The following is a 16,827-nucleotide window of genomic DNA, read 5'->3' on the forward strand; positions in this document are numbered from 1 at the left end:
TGTAGGAGTGAGCCTGCTCGCGATTGCAATTTCCCATTCAACAACTCTCTCAGGACGGTTTCTTCTCAATCCGCAGCGCCTTGGCCTTGGCCTCCACCACCAGATACATCACCACCGTAATCAACAGCGGCAACAGAAAATAAATCGCCCGATACGCCAGCAGTCCCGCCACCAGACTGCCGCGGGACGCTTCGTGCTGCAGCAGCGCGACAAACACCGCTTCAAGGACACCCAGCCCTGCTGGAATGTGCGTGATGACCCCGGCGATCGCGCTGATCAACAGCACGCCCAGCACCAGCGGATAATCCAGTTTGCTTGGCAGCAAAGTGAAGATCACCGCCGCCATCAGCGACCAGTTCAAGGCGCCCAACAGCAATTGCAGGACCGCCATGCGCAGCGACGGCAGGTTGATTTCCACGCCGCGTATCGACCACTCGCGGCGCTTGGAAAACTGACACGCCGCCAGGTACCCGGCACTGACCAACAGCAACAACACACCCACCAGTTGCAGCGCGTCACTGCTGAGTTTCCAGCCTGGCGGCATGCGCACCAGACCGCTGCTGAAGACCACACCGGCGATGGTCATGTAGCCGAACCAGTTGGTCGCCAGGCTCAGGCCGAGGATCTTGGCGATGTTGCCCTTGCTTACGCCGAGCCGCGAATACAGCCGATAACGCATGGCGATGCCGCCGACCCAGGCGCTGAGGTTGAGGTTGAAGGCGTAGCTGATGATGCCCACCGGCAGGATCTGCTTCCACGTCAGGTCCTGACGAATGTAGGTGCGGCCGATCAGGTCGAAACTGGCGTACACCAGAAAGCTCAGCAGGGTCAGGCTGGCAGCGATGATCAGCGTGCGCACCTTGAAATCGGCGAGGGTTTCCAGCACCTCGGCCCATTCGATGCGCGTGGCGAACATTGTCAGCAGGACGATCAGCGCGAGGAAAAACAGGAGGGTCAGCGGACGTTTCCAGCGGCTCCATTTCGACGGCGCCGCGGGTGCCGAATGGCTATCGGAATGGACTTCGGAATGACTCATGGACGCGCACCTCGGAAAGGCTTCAGACGCGGTTTATGCGCCGGCAGCCAACCGGCCATGGCCGGGAAGTGCCGCAGGAAGTGGAACACCAGAAAACCCACAGTCATGTGCCAGATCCGTCCACGCGGCAACAGCTTGGCGTCCATCGCCTTGCAGTGGTTCTGGCTGAGGTCTTCGAGGCGTTCGTACAGGTGCTGATTGAAGGCGCGGTCGCGGATCAGCACGTTGGCTTCCAGATTCAGCGACAGGCTCAGCGGGTCGAGATTGCTCGAGCCCACGGTGCTCCAGTCATCGTCGACCAGCGCGACTTTGCCGTGCAGCGGGCGTTGGCAATATTCATGAATCTGCACGCCGGCGCGCAGCAGATAATCGTAGGTCATGCGCGCTGCCAGTTTCGCGACGAGCATGTCTGGCTGGCCCTGCAGGATCAGCCGCACATCGACGCCTCGGCGGGCGGCGTTGCGGATTTCGCGCAGCAAACGGTAACCGGGGAAGAAGTAGGCATTGGCGATGATCACCCGGCGCTTGGCCTTGCGCAGCACCTGCAGATAGACGTCTTCGATATCAGTGTTGTGTTGATCGTTATCGCGGAACACCAGGCGTACCTGGCCGTCGTGATCGGTGAAAGCCATTTCCGCCAGACGCTGGCGCCGACGCTGCCACCAGAACCGCGCGCGTCCCGGACGACCGCTTTGCAGCAGGGCGAAGTGATGGATGTCGGCGACCACGGGACCCTGGATCTCCACCGAATAATCCTGCTTGGCTTCAGGGCCGAAATCGGCCAAATGATCGCCGGAAAAATTGATCCCGCCAATGAACGCGATCAAACCGTCGACCACCACGATCTTGCGGTGCAAGCGGCGAAACCAGTTGGTGCGGATGCCCAGGTGCTTGGGCGCTGGATCGAAGATCTGCAGATGCACGCCGGCATCGCTCAATGCCGACAGATAGCCGGTGCTCAGCTCGCCGCAGCCGAAGCCGTCGAGGCTGACCGTGGTGCGCACGCCACGCTGGGCGGCTTCGATGAGGATCTGCTGCAACTCGGCGCCGACCTTGTCTTCGAAGACGATGAAGGTCTCCAGCAGAATTTCGCTCTTGGCCGCGCGCATCGCTTCGAACACGCGGGGGAAATATTCCTCGCCGTTCTCCAGCAGTTCTACGCGGTTATTGCTGTGCCATTGATACTCGACGTCAACGTGGCCGGGCTCGCGCACCGGCGGGTTCAGCGTGACCGGTTCGACGGCGGATTTTTCCAGTGGCGCACTGTTCATAGTTCAATCTCCACCGATAACGGTGCGTGGTCGGAAAGGTGTGACCAGGGCCGGTTGGTCAAGACTTTCGGCCGGCTGGCCTTGAGGTTGCGCACGTAGATGCGGTCGAGCCGCAGCGCTGGCAGTCGCGCGGGAAAGCTGCGCGCCGGTTTGCCGTGGTGTTCGGCGAATACTTCGCGCAGGCCACAGGGCTTGAGCTGCGCATCGGCGCGCTGGCGCCAGTCATTGAAGTCGCCGGCGACAATCACTGGCGCATCGGCGGGCAATTCGGCGAGACGTTGCAGCAGCAGATCCAGTTGTGCATTGCGATGGCTTTCGCGCAGGCCCAGATGCACGCAGATCGCATGCACCTCGGTGCCGTCTCCGGGCAGGCGCAGCACGCAATGCAGCAGGCCACGGTTCTCATGGCCGCTGATCGACACGTCGAGATTGTCGTGGCGGATGATCTGGAATTTCGACAGCAGTGCATTGCCGTGGTCGCCCGCCGGGTACACCGCGTTGCGCCCGTAGGCGAACTGCGGCCAGAGGCTGTCGGCGAGGAATTCGTATTGCGGCATCGTCGGCCAGTTGTCGTAGCGTTTCGGATGCTGCTCGTGGGTGCCGTGGACTTCCTGCAGAAACACCACGTCGGCGGCGACGCTGCGCACCGCTTCACGCAGCTCCGGCAGAATGAAACGCCGGTTCAGCGCGGTGAAGCCCTTGTGGGTGTTGACCGTCAGGACAGTGAAGGTACGCACCGAGGGTGAGACCACGGAGCCTTCGTCGGTAAAACCGACCGGTTCGGGAATGCTCATGACAGAACTCCTTCAGCGGCGACTTGCCCGGGAGTTGTGGCGAGGTCTTTGTCGAGGTCGAAGCGCTGCAACAGATTGCGGGCGTCGTAGGGCGCGCGGACTTTGATGTCGTTGTCGAAGTAGCAGAACACTTCACGGGATTTGCGTGCGCGGGGCTTCAGGCGTGGGGCTATCAGATGTGCGTCCTCCGGCTGTTTGCCGTGATGCCAGGCGTCGATGCGCTCGGCCCAGCGCTTGAGTGCTTGTTCGGAATAGCCGCTGGCGTAGAGCTCTTCAGCACCGTGCAGGCGCAGATAGACGAAGTCGCTGGTGAGGTCTTCGCGGTACGGCCATTTGCCGGCGGTGTCGGCAATGACCAGTGCGGTGTTGTAGCGTTTTAGCAGGCGTACGAATTGCGGGTCGATGAAACTTTCATGACGGATTTCCACCGCATGGCGCAGCGGCTTCTTGCGCCAGGCCTTGACGCTGGCGTGGCCGGGCAGATGCGAATCGTGCTGGCGGGCGAGGGCGGCTGCGGCTTGGGTATCGTGGGGCAGTTGCGCAAGAAACTGGTCGAAGCGCTCGGCGTCGAATTTGAAGTTGGGCGGAAACTGCCAAAGGATCGGCCCGAGTTTTTCCTTCAGCTCCAGCACGCCTGAGGCAAAGAAATTCGCCAGCGGCTTTTCGATGTCGCGCAGGCGGCGCACGTGGGTGATGAAGCGCGGCGCCTTGACGCTGAATACGAAGTGATCGGGGGTTTCGGCGTACCACTGGGCGTAACGTTCGGGTCGTTGCAGGGCGTAGAACGATCCATTGATTTCAATGCTGTTGACCGCGCGGGAGGCGAACTGCAATTCGCGCTTCTGCGCCAGTCCCTTCGGGTAGAAGTCCCCGCGCCACGGGGCGTAGCGCCAGCCTGAAATACCGATGTGAATCGTCGCCATCCCATCCTCCCGTAGAAAGTCCTCGTGTTGCCGATGTTCTGTGATGACTGCGCCGGGGGCGGGAAAGTTTCGGTGGTGTTACGGACGGTCGCGGGTGAAGCGAAGATCAAGAGCTTACCCCCTCACCCCGGCCCTCTCCCCCAAGGGGGCGAGGGGGAAGGGAGCAGATCTTCATGTCTCCTGAAATCGCGTACGACTGTGAAGGGAGCAGATCTTCATGGTCTTCAGGACTTGAGTTCGACTCAAGACGTGCAGTTGGTGAGTTTGGTCATGCAACTCGGTCGGCTCCCTCTCCTGGGGGAGAGGGCTGGGGTGAGGGGGCTCTTGAACTTGCCGCGCAATTACCGATCAGTTCCTTACCAGGTTCAGCCACGGGAGATCGGAGTTTTGCGCAATTTCAGGATCGCCATTCTGCTGGGAGCGCTGTTGTGCTTCGGCGTCAACACATCGCAGGCCGCCGCGCTGCCGGGCGTTCCGGCTCCCGCTGACACGGCGGAAAAACCTGCCGAACCGGAACCGCTGGTGCAGGGCGGTCTGCTCGGGGCGATCAGTTCGAGCATTGACGACGTGCAGGAAAAACTCGACCTCAATGAACATCTGGTTGATGCCTGGCGCCTGCGTGCCGACCGCGCGGCGGATGAGGTCGATCGGCTGGTCAAGCAGCCGTCGAACCGTTCGGGCTGGAGCGTGGCCGGGGATTTCCTCACGCTGTCGGGTGTGTGGCTGGGCAGTTTCGCCCTGTTGACCGTGCTTGGCAGTCTGCTGGCCAAGCGTCTGCGCGAGGGGCGCTGGTTGCGCACTCGCCAGCGCAGTCAGGACCTGCTCGGCTATGTGCTGCCGTACACCGTGCCGGCACTGATCTGCCTGCCGCTGACGCTGTATGTCAGCCATTTTCTTCAAGGTTCGGTGGGGCGCGCGCTGGCGCTGTGTCTGGCCTACGCCACCAGCAGCGGTATCTTTTCCACGTCGATGTTGTTGTGCGTCGTGGTGATGTTCAACGTCGGCCACAAACGCACCGCCGCGCGAATCATCCGTGAATACTGTCCGCGACCGCTGTTCCTGATCGGCTTTCTCGCTGCTCTCAGTGATGCCCTGACCAGCCCGCAGATCGCCCGGCAACTGGGCGGCAATATCACCAGCAGTATCGCCGTGTTCACCGGGCTGATCGCCTCGGTGATTTTCGGTTTGCTGGTGATCCGCTTGCGCCGGCCGGTGGCCCATCTGATCCGCAATCGCCCGTTGGCCCAGCGTTTGAAACAACCGTCGCTGCAAGAGTCGCTGCGGATATTTTCCGGGTTGTGGTATTGGCCGATCGTGCTGATGGTGCTGGTCTCGGCGGTCAGTCTGATCGGCATCGGCGAGGACAATCAGAAAGCCCTGCGCTGCGCCTTGTTCACCACCGTGCTGCTGATCGCCACGGTATTTCTCAGCACCGTGTTGCAGCACCTGTTCAAGTCGCGCAAGGCCGAGGCGCTCCAGCGCAGCAGTGCCTACAAGGAACGCTTTCTCAGCCTGTTGCACGCGTTGCTGCGTATCGTCATGGCGATTGTGTTCATCGATATTCTCGGGCGGATCTGGGGCGTGTCATTGCTCGATTTCGCCCAGAGCAGCACGGTGGGCCGAGCGATCAGCAATGCCTTGAGCAGTATCGGCCTGATCTTCCTGGTGACGTGGTTGCTGTGGGTCGTGCTCGACACGGCGATTCAGGAAGCGCTGAAACCGCCGGTCAGCAAACGCGCGGCACGCCAGCCGAGCACGCGGGTGAAAACCATCCTGCCGTTGTTGCGCAATGCGATCAAAATCATCCTCGTGGTGATCTGCGCGATCACTACCATGGCCAATCTTGGCATCAACGTCGCGCCGCTTCTGGCTGGTGCCGGTGTGGTCGGTCTGGCCATCGGTTTCGGTTCGCAGCAACTGGTGCAGGATGTGATCACCGGGCTGTTCATCATCATCGAAGACACCCTGTCGATTGGCGACTGGGTGGTGCTGGATTCCGGCCATGCCGGCACTGTCGAAGGCTTGACCATCCGCACCCTGCGCCTGCGTGACGGCAAGGGTTTTGTGCACTCGGTGCCATTCGGTCAGATCAAGGCTGTGACCAACCAATCGCGGCAGTTCGCTTTTGCATTTTTCTCGGTGCAGTTCACTTACGACACCGACGTCGACAAGGCCATCGAGCTGATCCGCGAGGCCGGCGATTCGATCCGCGAAGACCCGTTCCTCAAGTACAACCTGCAAGGGCCGCTGGATGTGTTCGGGGTGGACAGGATGGATCTCAACGGCGTGGTACTGACGGCGCAATTTCGCACGGTATCCGGTGGGCAATATGCGGTGAGCCGGGCGTTCAACCAGCGCTTGAAGAAGCTTGTGGATAACACTGCAAATGTGCATTTTGCGCAGACTTATCCACAGCAGGTCTTTTTGCCGAAGCGGCAGCAGGAGGGGGCGGTGGTGGCGGCTGAGGTGCCGCAGGAGTCGCGGACCTGATCTGAGCTCTGCGTTGAATGTCCCGGCCTCATCGCGAGCAGGCTCACTCCTACAGGGGAATGCATTCCAGAATGTAGGAGTGAGCCTGCTCGCGATGGCGCTAGAACAGACACCCTCAATGCCGGATCAACTTCCGGCCTATCTGCTCCATGGCCACTTGATCCAGTTCCACCCAGATCTGCTGTTTGCCGGCAATCACCGCCGCCACGGGCACGCCATCGCGATACACCAGCCGATTACTCACCAGCGCCGGCACTTTCACCCCGGGCAACAGTGTCCCCGCCAGGTTCAGCGGATCAACTCCACATACCGCCACCAGGCTGCCGTCCTGCGGGCGCCGGCGCAATTCGCGCAATAGGGGAATCGCCTCCGGCAGCGCGAATTGCTCGCCCGCCAGACCACTGACAAAGCGCCCGCCACGAATCTCGCCCCGCGCTTCCAGTCGATGGAAGGTGCGCAGCAATTCGCGCCAGCTCGGCAGCCAGTCTGCTTCCCGTTCCAGCAAGCGCCACAACACCACGCCGTAGCGGCGCAGCAGGGTCATGGCCACATGTTCGAGCGTCTCGGCTGTGTCTGCTGACGAACCACGGCGCAGCAACGCCCAGCGCCCGGCATCGTCCATCCCGCCGATAAACGCGCCGCGCCCGCGTCGACTGCTGCGCTGCTGACGCTTGCTTGCCGGGGTGATCAGCGCGCGCAGGCCGGCGAAGCTGTCGGCATTCACCAGCCCGGCGGCGACCAGTTCCTGCAGGGCGATTTCCAGTTCGCTGCGCAGCAGGCGCGCTTCATGAATCAGCTCATCAAAAAACAGCGCGCCATGCTGACTCAGCGCCTCGAAGACTTTCTGCGTTTTCAGCGATAACTCACTCACTGGGGTTTGCTCAGCCAGCGCACTCCACAAACCCACCTGACTGCGCGGCAGCAGGACAATCGGCGTGCTGCGCAATGCCGAGCCGCTGACTTTCTGTCGCGCGCTGATCCGCGTCCACACCAGTTTGCCGTTGCGGCACAGCTCATCCAGCCAGCTCGGCGAATAGTCCTTGAGGCGTGCCGGCAGGATGTCGCTGTCCCACGCCGAAGCTGCCGCCGGGTAACCTTCGAACTGGCCGACAATCGCTGGCAACACTGCGCTGCCCTGACCTTGGGTGGTCGGTGACAAATGCTGCCAGTCGAATAGAAAGCGCGTGAAGTCCTGCAACGCCACCGGTTCGATTTCCCGACGCAGGCGCTTGACCGTGTAGCGATGGATGCGCGCGAGCAGATGGCGTTCGCACCATTCTTCAATCGCGCTTTTCGGCGTGAACTGCCCGCGCAAGACGTAACCTTCACGCTCCAGTCGGGCGAGGGCCTGACTCACTTGCGCGGCGGGCAGGGCGAGCGGCTCGGCAATGGCTGGCAAAGGGGTCGGCCCAAAGGCACCGAGGCGGGCGCGGATCACTTCGACCAGCGCTTCATCGAATGTCCACGCCTCGTCGAATCCGGGTAGCGCCACTGCTGCGCTCGCCAACGTCGCCTGTGGATAAAGTGCCTGCAGACAACTCAAGCGTTCGCGGGCCAGCCATAGCTGATGCTCGGCGTCGATCCGCAGCAGGCAGGCGCGCCCGCTGGCCATCAGCGCGTGCAACCAATCCAGCCAAGCCGTGTTGGCTCGCGCTTCGGCGTCACTGATGCAGGCAAGGCTCATCAGTGCTTCGTGCATTTCATCCATGGAATTGGGCGACGGCCAGGCTTCTTCGCGCACCGCCGTGATCGCATCGGCGTCCAGCGCGCCGAGGTCATCGGTCGATTGCGGATCGCTCCAGCGCCGGTTGATCACCGCTTGCGTGCGCCGTTCTTCCAGCGGCGCGTCATCAAGAAACGTGTACGGCCGGGCGCTGAGGATTTCCGCCGCCAGCGGCGACGGTGCCGGCAGGTCGCGGCTGATCAGCCGCACCTCGCCACGCTCCATGCGCCGCAGCAGGGTCAGCCAGCCTTCGCTGTCCATCGCTTCGTGCAGGCAATCGTCGAGGGTCTGTTCCACCAGCGGATGCTCGGGGACTTCGCGCTCGCCGGCGAGGTTTTCCAGGCAGGCGATCTGGTCGGGAAACACGCTGGCGATGAGGTCTTCGCTTTTCATCCGTTGCAGCTGCGGGGCGACTTTGCGTCCGCCGGTAAAGCGCGGCAGCGCCAGCGCCACCCCGGCATTCCAGCGCCAGCGCACGCCGAATAACGGCGCATCGAGCACGGCCTGAATGAGCGTGTGTTCGGCGCTATTACTGTGCAGATAACGCCAGACTTCATCGAGCTCGAAGCTGTGACTGGTGGACAGCGACAGCACGATCGCGTCTTCGCTGGCGGCGGCCTGCAACTCGAAGTTGAAGGTGCGGCAGAAACGCTTGCGCAGGGCCAGGCCCCAGGCGCGGTTGATGCGGCTGCCGAACGGCGTATGGATGATCAGTTGGGTGCCGCCGGACTCGTCGAAAAACCGCTCCATCAACAGCGTGTCCTGCGAGGGCAGGGCGCCGAGGGTTTGCCGGGCGCGAGCGAGATATTCGACCAGTTGCTCGGCGCTGGCGAGGTTGAGGCCAAGTGTCGTGGTCAGCCAGTCGAGCGCCGGTTGCAGATTACCGGGGCTGGCGCTGAGCAGCTCATCCAGATGCCCTTGCAGACGCGCGACGGCGGCCGACAGTTCATCGCTGCGCCCCGGGGCTTCGCCGAGCCAGAACGGAATGGTCGGTGGCATGCCCTGCGCATCCTCGACGCGGACCTTGCCGCTCTCCACCCGCAGGATGCGGTACGAGGTATTGCCGAGCTGAAACACGTCGCCAGCGATACTTTCCACGGCGAAATCTTCGTTGACGCTGCCGATGCTCAAGCCCTGCGGTTCGAGCAGCACGCTGTAGTCGGCGTTGTCCGGGATGGTGCCGCCACTGGTCACGGCGGTCAGTTGCGCGCCGCGCCGGCCGCGCAAAGTGCGATTGACGACGTCGCGATGCAGGTACGCGCTACGGATGCCCTGACGGCCGTTGTACCCTTCGGCGAGCATGCTCAGCAGGGCCTGATAGTGCTTTTCGTCGACATCGCGGTAAGGCCAGGCGCGACGGAACATCGCCAACAAGGCGTCCTCCGACCATTCCTGGCAACTGACTTCGGCAATGATCTGCTGCGCCAGCACGTCGAGCGGTTTTTCCGGGATGTGCAGCGTATCGAGCTCGCCCCGGCGCACGCAGTCGAGCAGAGCGGCGCACTCGATCAGGTCGTCGCGGGTGGTGGCGAACAGACGGCCCTTGGGCGTACCGCCGACCTGGTGGCCGGAGCGGCCAACCCGTTGCAGAAACGCGGCAATCGAACGCGGCGAGCTGATCTGGCAGACCAGGTCGACTTCACCGATATCGATGCCCAGCTCCAGCGACGCGGTGGCGATCAGTACCTGCAACTCACCGCGCTTGAGGCGCTGTTCGGCGTCGAGGCGAAACTCCTTGGCGAGGCTGCCGTGGTGCGCCGCCACCGCCTGCTTGCCGAGGCGTTCGCTCAGATGCCGGCTCAGGCGTTCGGCGAGGCGTCGGGTGTTGACGAAAATCAGCGTCGTGCGGTGCTCGCGAGCAAGTTCAGCGAGGCGGTCATACACCAGTCCCCAGACATCGGTGGCCATCACCGCCGACAACGGCACCGGTGGCACCTCGATGCCCAGGTCTCGTGGGCGGGCGTGGCCGATGTCGACGATTTCGCAGGGGCGTTCGTGACCGACCAGAAACTGCGCCACCGCCTCCACCGGTTTCTGTGTGGCGGACAGGCCGATCCGGGTCAGCGGCTCGGCGCAGAGTGCTTGCAAACGCTCCAGGCTCAACGACAGATGACTGCCGCGCTTGCCGGCGGCCATGGCATGGATTTCGTCGATGATCACCGTGCGCGTGGTGCCGAGCATCTTGCGCCCGGATTCCGAGCCGAGCAGCACGTACAGCGATTCCGGCGTGGTGACCAGAATGTGCGGTGCGTTCTTGCGCATGGCGGCGCGATCTTTTTGCGGCGTGTCGCCGGTGCGTACGGCGGTGGTGATCGTCAGCTCGGGCAGGCCCAGTTCGCGCAATTGCGCGGTAATGCCGGCCAGCGGATTCTGCAGGTTGATCTGGATGTCGTTGGACAGCGCTTTCAGCGGCGAGACATAGACCACCAGGGTTTCGGCGGGCAGGCCGTCGGGGTGTTCGAGGCCGCGGTGCACAAGCTCATCGAGCACGGCGAGAAACGCGGTCAGGGTTTTCCCCGAGCCGGTGGGCGCCGCGATCAGCGTCGACCGGCGCTGCTGGATCAACGGCCACGCACGGGCCTGAGCGGCGGTGACCGCCGGGAAAGTCTTGCTGAACCAGGCGCTGACGGCGGGGTGAAAGCCTGCCAGAGCGCTGTTGGCGGGGAGGGGCAGATTCATGACAGAAGTTATGCGGGCGGGGGCGGGAAGATGCAAGTACCGTTCGGACCCCTTCGCGAGCAGGCTCGCTCCCACCTTGGAATGCGGTCTCCTGTAGGAGTGAGCCTGCTCGCGATAGCACCAGTGGGGGCGATACAAATCCCGGCATCTACACTTTACGGGTGACGGTTGCGCACTAAACCCGCAAAATGCAACGATTCCGGCAATGATCGACCACGGCGCCACGCGTGCCGTCGTCAAAACCATCGTTCCAATCAGACTGGGCCTGCTGACTCTATGCGAATGCGCCTTATGTTACTGGGCGGCGGAAATGCCCTTGGGCAGGCGCTGATTCGCCTCGGTGCGGAAGAAGACATCGGTTTCCTCGCCCCCCGCCCGCCCGAAAACGGCTGGGATGCCGCGAGCCTCACACAATTGCTCGACGACACCCGTCCCGATGCGTTGATCAACCTCGCCTACTATTTCGACTGGTTCCAGGCCGAAAGCGTCAGCGAAAGCCGCATGACCGGCCAGGAACGCGCCATCGAGCGTCTGGCCGAACTGTGCCAGCACCACAACATTGTCCTCGTGCAGCCGTCGAGCTATCGCGTGTTCGACGGCTCGCGGGCCACGGCCTACAGCGAAAAAGACGAACCGGTGCCGCTGGGCCTGCGCGGTCAGGCTTTGTGGCGCATCGAACAAAGCGTGCGCGCGACCTGCCCGCAACATGTGCTGCTGCGCTTTGGCTGGCTGCTCGACGACAGCCCCGACGGCACCCTCGGGCGCTTTCTCGCCCGTGCGGAAAAACCGGAAGAATTGCTGCTGGCCGATGACCGTCGCGGCAACCCCACGCCGGTCGATGACGCGGCGCGGGTGATCATTTCCGTACTCAAGCAACTCGACTGCGCCGCGCCGCTGTGGGGCACTTACCATTACGCCGGCCACGAAGCGACCACGCCGCTGGCGCTGGGCCAGGCGATTCTGACCGAAGCACGCAGCCTGCACGCGCTGGCCATCGAAGCACCGACTGCGCAGGCACATGCCGCGCGCCCGGATGCTGCCGAAGAGCCACAACATGCAGTACTGGCCTGCAAGAAAATTCTCCACACTTTCGGGATCAAGCCGCGCGCCTGGCGTGCCGCCCTCCCGGGCTTACTGGACAGGTTCTACCGACATGGCTGAAGGAACGGTTTTAATCACTGGCGGAGCCGGATTCATCGGTTCGCACCTGACCGATGCCCTGCTCGCCAAGGGCTATTCGGTGCGCGTGCTCGACGACCTGTCGACCGGCAAACGCAGCAACCTGCCGCTGGACAATCCCAAGGTCGAATTGCTGGTTGGTGACGTTGCCGATGCCGCATCGGTGGCCCGCGCCATGCAGGGCTGCAGCGCTGTTGCGCATCTGGCTGCCGTGGCCTCGGTGCAGGCCTCGGTGGACGATCCGGTGAAAACCCACCAGAGCAATTTCATCGGCACCCTGAATGTCTGCGAAGCCATGCGTCTGGCCGGGGTCAAGCGTGTGGTGTACGCCTCCAGCGCGGCGGTGTACGGCAACAATGGCGAAGGCGAGTCGATCGACGAAGACACCCCGAAAGCCCCGCTGACGCCGTATGCGTCGGACAAACTGGCCGGTGAGCAGTACTTCGATTTTTACCGTCGCCAGCATGGCCTGGAGCCGGCGATTTTTCGCTTCTTCAACATCTTCGGCCCACGCCAGGATCCGTCCTCGCCGTACTCCGGGGTGATCAGCATCTTCAGCGAACGCGCCTCCAAAGGTTTGCCGATCACCGTGTTTGGCGATGGCGAGCAAACCCGCGATTTCCTGTATGTCGGCGATCTGGTCGATTTGCTGGTGCAGGCGATTGAAAAGCCCGAAGTGCAGGAAGGCGCGGTCAACGTTGGCTGGAATCAGGCGATGAGCCTCAAGCAGATGCTCGAAGCGTTGAAATCGGTAGTCGGCGAGCTGCCGCCCGTGAGTTACGGGCCGGCACGTTCGGGTGATATCCGCCACTCACGGGCTGACAACCGACGCTTGCTGCAGCGCTTTGAAATGCCGCCGCAGACGCCGATGAGTGTGGGCTTGGCGCGGCTGCTCGGGCGTGCCTGATAAAGCCCTCACCCTAACCCTCTCCCAAAGGGAGAGGGGACTGACCAGGGTGACTGGGCGAAATACGCCGAGCTGAAATACCGAGCCGAACTCAGGTTTTGAACAACACACAAATCGGCTCCCTCTCCCTCGGGAGAGGGCTGGGGGTCAGGGGCCCCGATCTCGAACCCACCACACGACTCAGCACCAAATGAAAAAGGCGCCCTGCAACAGGCGCCTTTTTCACGGCCGGAATATCGCTATCCCTGTGGCGAGGGAATCTTATCCCCCGATCGACTGCGTACGGTCGTCGTCAGGTCTGTGCCTGCCCGCCACCAAGCCTCATTCACCACCACGTGAACGTTCGGTCAAAGTCAGCCTAGAACTTATAGCCCAGACCGACCATGTAGATGAACGGATCGACGTCCACATTCACCCGTGCACGGGTGCCGGGTGCGACGGCGTTGTTCTCGACGGTCGCGCGGGTGTCGATATCGATGTAGCGCACCTGGGCGTTGAGCATGATGTTGTCGGTGATCATGTAGTCGGCGCCGACCTGCCAGGCCAGGCCCCAGGAATTTTTCGCCTTGAAGTTGCTGAAGCCGTTGGCGCTGGCTTCGCTGCCGACGTGTTCGTCGTAGATCCAGGTGTAGTTGATGCCGCCGCCGACATAAGGCTGAAACGCCGATTTCGAATCCAGCGGGTAGTAGACGACGCTAAGGGTCGGCGGCAGGTGTTTCAGGGTGCCGAGCTTGCCATTGGCAGCGGGCAGGGCGGTGCCCTTGAGCTTGACGTCATGCTCGAACGGCGTGGCTGCCAGCAGTTCGATGCCGATGTTATTGGTGAGCATGTAGGCGAAGTTCAGACCCAGTTGGGTGTCGCTGCTCATGGTCGCCTTGCCGCCCAGATTGGTGCCGCTCAGCGGACCCTGATCGACCTTGACGCTGGAGCTGTCGGCCTTCGGGTTGACGGTGATCGCGCCGGCGCGCACGAGAATGTCACCCGCCTCATGGGCGTGGGCGAGCGGGGCTGCGAGCGCAAGGGCAAACAGCGAGGCGCTGAGCAAGGACTTGTTCATGGGGGCTCCGAAAGACATGAAAATATTCGATGTCCAAGGGTACGAAGCCGTCTGATACGGTGTTTTGACTCAGCTCAATGAAACCGTGATACCCCCAAAAAGATCGCAGCCTTCGGCAGCTCCCACAGTTGAAATGCGATCCCATGTAGGAGCTGCCGAAGGCTGCGATCTTTTGATCTTGAAATCTACCGGAGTCTACTCCGGCAGCTCATACGCATAAATCTTCTCCGCCTCCATCTGATACCCGGCATCGGCCAGCTCACTGCTCGACGCTTTCACCTGTAACGGTCCTTCAACCCAGTACGGCTGATACAGCTCATCGAGCTTCACCCCCAGCTCGCTTTTCACATGAACGATCTGGTTCGACGGCGGTGGCGGTACGTGGATGCAGGCGCCGAAATACGGCACCAGCAAGAAGTCCGTGGTGCGTCCCTCTTCGCTGACTTCCAGTGGCACGATGTAACCCGGCAGGCGAATGTTCTGCCCGTCGAGGCTCTTCACCACCGGTGCGTTCGGCATGTCCTGCTTGGCCGCCGGCGCGGATTCGGCGGAGAGTGCGTCGCCCATCTTCGACAGGTCATGCAACGGCGTCATGTTCGGCACTTCCGGCGCAGCGTCCGGAGGGATCATTTCCGACCAGGTCAGGTCTTTCGGCGCCGCGGCCCACACGGGCAGGGCGACCAGCATCAGCAGCGCAAGCAGGGCGCGGGGCATGGTGAACATCCTCATAAACGGATCGACAGGCCATCGGCCAGGGATTGGCGATACGCGCGCCAGGCCGGCACGCTGCCCATCAGCAGCGCGGCCGCCAGAATGCCACCGAGCAGCGTCCATTCATACTCGCTCGGCCACGCCAGTGGCAGGTACAAGCCGTAGTTGGCCTGCACGTAACCTTGCGCAGCGGCGATGCCGATGTACAACAACGCCAGCCCGGCGATCACCCCGGTCAGCGCCAACGCAAAGGCTTCCAGCACCAAAAGGCTTGCGATGTGCCACGGTCGCGCGCCCACCGAGCGCAGAATCGCCATCTCGCGCCGACGCTCATTGAGGCTGGTGAGAATCGCCGTGAGCATGCCGATCAATCCGGTCAGCACAACAAACAGCGAAACCACGAACAGGGCTTTTTCAGCGGTGCTCATCAGGCTCCACAATTCCTGCAAGGCCACGCCCGGCAGGATCGCCAGCATCGGCTCGCCGCGGTATTCGTTGATCTCGCGTTGCAGCGCAAAGGTGGAAATCTTGCTGTTGAGACCGAGCATGAACGCGGTGATCGCTTGCGGCGTCAGGTCCATATTGCGTGCCTGATCGGCGCTGATCCGCCCGTTGCCGCGCGCCGGCACGCCGTTGTGCCAGTCGATGTGAATCGCCTCCATGCCGCCGAGGCTGATGTGCAGCGTGCGGTCTACCGGGGTGCCGGTGCGCTGGAGGATGCCGACCACGGTGAACGGTTTGTCGTCGTGCTTGACCAGGCTGATCGCCGCCACGCCGTGGGCCAGTACCAGTTTGTCGCCGAGCTTGTAATGCAGCGCTTCGGCGACTTCGGCGCCGAGCACCACTTCGAAAGGATCATTGGCAAACGCACGTCCGTCTGCCAGCGCCAGATGTTGCTGGCGCCCGTACTGGTAGTGCTCGAAATAGGCTTCGGTGGTGCCCATCACGCGATAGCCGCGATGGGAGTCACCGAGGGACATGGGGATCGCCCACTTCACTTTCGGGTTGCTGGCGAAATGTTCGAAGCTGTCCCAGCGAATGTTGTTGGTCGCATTGCCGATGCGGAACACCGAATACAGCAGCAGATTGACCGAGCCGGAGCGGGCGCCGACGATCAGGTCAGTGCCGCTGATGGTGCTGGCGAAACTGGCTTTGGCTTCGGTGCGTACGCGCTCGACGGCGAGCAGCAGGCATACCGAAAGAGCAATGGCGAAAGCGGTGAGCAGGGCAGTGAAACGGCGGTTGGCCAGGCTGGCCATGGCCAGACGAAACAGATACATCTCAGACCTCGGCAGACGTGGCGGCGCGGTTAAGCTCGGCCAGGGACAGGTGACGGTCGAACAGCGGCGCCAGGCTCTGATCGTGGCTGACGAACAACAGACTCGATCCGGCCTCGCGGCATTCGGCGAACAGCAGGCGAATGAAATTTTCGCGGGCGTCGTAATCCAGCGCCGAGGTCGGTTCGTCGGCGATCACCAGTTCCGGTTGGCCAATCAATGCGCGGGCGGCAGCGACCCGTTGTTGCTGGCCGATGGACAATGAATCGGCGCGGCGACTGAGCAGGCTTTGGTCTTTCAGACCCAAGTGGGCAAGCAACGTGGCGGCGGCTTGATCGACGCTGCCGTGGCGCTGTTTCGCTCGTTGCGCGCGCAGTTTCGAGAAGTGACAGGGCAACTCGACGTTCTCGCGCACCGAGAGAAACGGCAGCAGATTGAATTGCTGGAAAATGTAGCCAGTGTGATCGACACGAAACGTATCGCGCTTGCCGGCGGAGAGTTCGGTCAGCTCCTGGCCGAGCAGGCGAATGCTGCCGCGATTGGGCTTCTGCACCCCGCCAAGCAGGCCGAGCAGGGTGGTCTTGCCGCTGCCGCTGGGGCCTTTGAGAAACAGGGTTTCGCCGGCTTCCAGACGAAACGCCGGGATGTCCAGCAGCGTCGGGTGACCGGGCCAGTTGAAGCCAAGGTCGGAAAGTTCGATGAGTGCTTGGGTCATTTGAAACCGATCGGGTAGTTGCGTGGCCACTGTGTAGGAGCGAGCCTGCTCGCGATGGCGGTGGG

Annotated in this window: 12 protein-coding genes; 3 read left to right on the forward strand and 9 right to left on the reverse strand. The window is 62.4% G+C overall.

The window, feature by feature from the left end; genetic code table 11:
- Positions 1 to 49 precede the first annotated feature (49 nt).
- Genes QRN33_RS16660 through QRN33_RS16675 form a run of 4 tightly spaced genes read right to left on the reverse strand, consistent with a single transcriptional unit; the run spans position 50 to position 4,024 of the window.
- Positions 50 to 1,036 (reverse strand): lysylphosphatidylglycerol synthase domain-containing protein, encoded by a 987-nt coding sequence (locus QRN33_RS16660; RefSeq protein WP_042610640.1) that lies wholly within the window; start codon positions 1,034 to 1,036, stop codon positions 50 to 52.
- On the reverse strand, positions 1,033 to 2,307 hold the full coding sequence (clsB, locus tag QRN33_RS16665) for a cardiolipin synthase ClsB (RefSeq protein ID WP_042610639.1): 1,275 nt from the start codon (positions 2,305 to 2,307) through the stop codon (positions 1,033 to 1,035). Before clsB ends, QRN33_RS16660 begins: the two co-directional genes overlap by 4 nt.
- The gene (locus QRN33_RS16670; protein ID WP_042610638.1) at positions 2,304 to 3,101 is read right to left on the reverse strand and encodes an endonuclease/exonuclease/phosphatase family protein; all 798 of its coding nucleotides are present in this window, start codon (positions 3,099 to 3,101) and stop codon (positions 2,304 to 2,306) included. The genes clsB and QRN33_RS16670 overlap by 4 nt, the downstream gene beginning before the upstream one ends.
- Positions 3,098 to 4,024 carry a DUF72 domain-containing protein gene (locus tag QRN33_RS16675; protein WP_064364000.1) on the reverse strand — a complete coding sequence of 309 codons (927 nt, stop codon included), beginning with the start codon at positions 4,022 to 4,024 and terminating at the stop codon, positions 3,098 to 3,100. The genes QRN33_RS16670 and QRN33_RS16675 overlap by 4 nt, the downstream gene beginning before the upstream one ends.
- A gap of 387 nt (positions 4,025 to 4,411) precedes the next feature.
- Between QRN33_RS16675 and QRN33_RS16680 the strand changes: the two genes are divergently transcribed.
- Positions 4,412 to 6,514 (forward strand): mechanosensitive ion channel family protein, encoded by a 2,103-nt coding sequence (locus QRN33_RS16680; RefSeq protein WP_227973163.1) that lies wholly within the window; start codon positions 4,412 to 4,414, stop codon positions 6,512 to 6,514.
- A gap of 115 nt (positions 6,515 to 6,629) precedes the next feature.
- Here the strand turns inward: QRN33_RS16680 and QRN33_RS16685 are convergent, their stop codons facing one another.
- On the reverse strand, positions 6,630 to 10,916 hold the full coding sequence (locus QRN33_RS16685; protein WP_285409381.1) for a DEAD/DEAH box helicase: 4,287 nt from the start codon (positions 10,914 to 10,916) through the stop codon (positions 6,630 to 6,632).
- A 276-nt stretch (positions 10,917 to 11,192) separates the two neighbouring features.
- On the opposite strand from QRN33_RS16685, the gene QRN33_RS16690 reads away from it, so the two are divergent.
- Both QRN33_RS16690 and pgnE read left to right on the forward strand, forming a co-directional pair.
- On the forward strand, positions 11,193 to 12,077 hold the full coding sequence (locus QRN33_RS16690) for a sugar nucleotide-binding protein (protein WP_042610634.1): 885 nt from the start codon (positions 11,193 to 11,195) through the stop codon (positions 12,075 to 12,077).
- On the forward strand, positions 12,070 to 13,002 hold the full coding sequence (pgnE, locus tag QRN33_RS16695) for a UDP-N-acetylglucosamine epimerase PgnE (protein WP_042610633.1): 933 nt from the start codon (positions 12,070 to 12,072) through the stop codon (positions 13,000 to 13,002). The genes QRN33_RS16690 and pgnE overlap by 8 nt, the downstream gene beginning before the upstream one ends.
- A 358-nt stretch (positions 13,003 to 13,360) precedes the next feature.
- Here pgnE and QRN33_RS16700 read toward each other — a convergent pair whose 3' ends face one another.
- The 4 genes from QRN33_RS16700 to QRN33_RS16715 all read right to left on the reverse strand — a co-directional run bounded on the left by QRN33_RS16700 (position 13,361) and on the right by QRN33_RS16715 (position 16,762).
- Positions 13,361 to 14,059, reverse strand: coding sequence for an OmpW/AlkL family protein (locus QRN33_RS16700; protein ID WP_016772968.1), 699 nt, complete (start codon positions 14,057 to 14,059; stop codon positions 13,361 to 13,363).
- A gap of 195 nt (positions 14,060 to 14,254) precedes the next feature.
- Positions 14,255 to 14,773 carry a DUF3299 domain-containing protein gene (locus tag QRN33_RS16705; RefSeq protein WP_024014502.1) on the reverse strand — a complete coding sequence of 173 codons (519 nt, stop codon included), beginning with the start codon at positions 14,771 to 14,773 and terminating at the stop codon, positions 14,255 to 14,257.
- Positions 14,774 to 14,784: 11 nt separating this feature from the next.
- Positions 14,785 to 16,050 carry an ABC transporter permease gene (locus QRN33_RS16710; RefSeq protein WP_083353661.1) on the reverse strand — a complete coding sequence of 422 codons (1,266 nt, stop codon included), beginning with the start codon at positions 16,048 to 16,050 and terminating at the stop codon, positions 14,785 to 14,787.
- 1 nt (position 16,051) lies between these two features.
- Positions 16,052 to 16,762, reverse strand: coding sequence for an ABC transporter ATP-binding protein (locus QRN33_RS16715; RefSeq protein WP_042610630.1), 711 nt, complete (start codon positions 16,760 to 16,762; stop codon positions 16,052 to 16,054).
- Positions 16,763 to 16,827: the final 65 nt, after the last annotated feature.

This window comes from Pseudomonas sp. FR229a (genome assembly GCF_030209115.1).
Taxonomy (GTDB): Bacteria; Pseudomonadota; Gammaproteobacteria; order Pseudomonadales; family Pseudomonadaceae; genus Aquipseudomonas; species Aquipseudomonas moraviensis_A.

What these genes read in the sequence shown, in the direction of transcription:
- QRN33_RS16660 (WP_042610640.1), bottom strand. Translation starts at nt 1,036, where the DNA reads ATGAGTCATTCCGAAGTCCATTCCGATAGCCATTCGGCACCCGCGGCG.
- clsB (WP_042610639.1), bottom strand. Translation starts at nt 2,307, where the DNA reads ATGAACAGTGCGCCACTGGAAAAATCCGCCGTCGAACCGGTCACGCTG.
- QRN33_RS16670 (WP_042610638.1), bottom strand. Translation starts at nt 3,101, where the DNA reads ATGAGCATTCCCGAACCGGTCGGTTTTACCGACGAAGGCTCCGTGGTC.
- QRN33_RS16675 (WP_064364000.1), bottom strand. Translation starts at nt 4,024, where the DNA reads ATGGCGACGATTCACATCGGTATTTCAGGCTGGCGCTACGCCCCGTGG.
- QRN33_RS16685 (WP_285409381.1), bottom strand. Translation starts at nt 10,916, where the DNA reads ATGAATCTGCCCCTCCCCGCCAACAGCGCTCTGGCAGGCTTTCACCCC.
- QRN33_RS16690 (WP_042610634.1), top strand. Translation starts at nt 11,193, where the DNA reads ATGCGAATGCGCCTTATGTTACTGGGCGGCGGAAATGCCCTTGGGCAG.
- pgnE (WP_042610633.1), top strand. Translation starts at nt 12,070, where the DNA reads ATGGCTGAAGGAACGGTTTTAATCACTGGCGGAGCCGGATTCATCGGT.
- QRN33_RS16700 (WP_016772968.1), bottom strand. Translation starts at nt 14,059, where the DNA reads ATGAACAAGTCCTTGCTCAGCGCCTCGCTGTTTGCCCTTGCGCTCGCA.
- QRN33_RS16705 (WP_024014502.1), bottom strand. Translation starts at nt 14,773, where the DNA reads ATGCCCCGCGCCCTGCTTGCGCTGCTGATGCTGGTCGCCCTGCCCGTG.
- QRN33_RS16710 (WP_083353661.1), bottom strand. Translation starts at nt 16,050, where the DNA reads ATGTATCTGTTTCGTCTGGCCATGGCCAGCCTGGCCAACCGCCGTTTC.
- QRN33_RS16715 (WP_042610630.1), bottom strand. Translation starts at nt 16,762, where the DNA reads ATGACCCAAGCACTCATCGAACTTTCCGACCTTGGCTTCAACTGGCCC.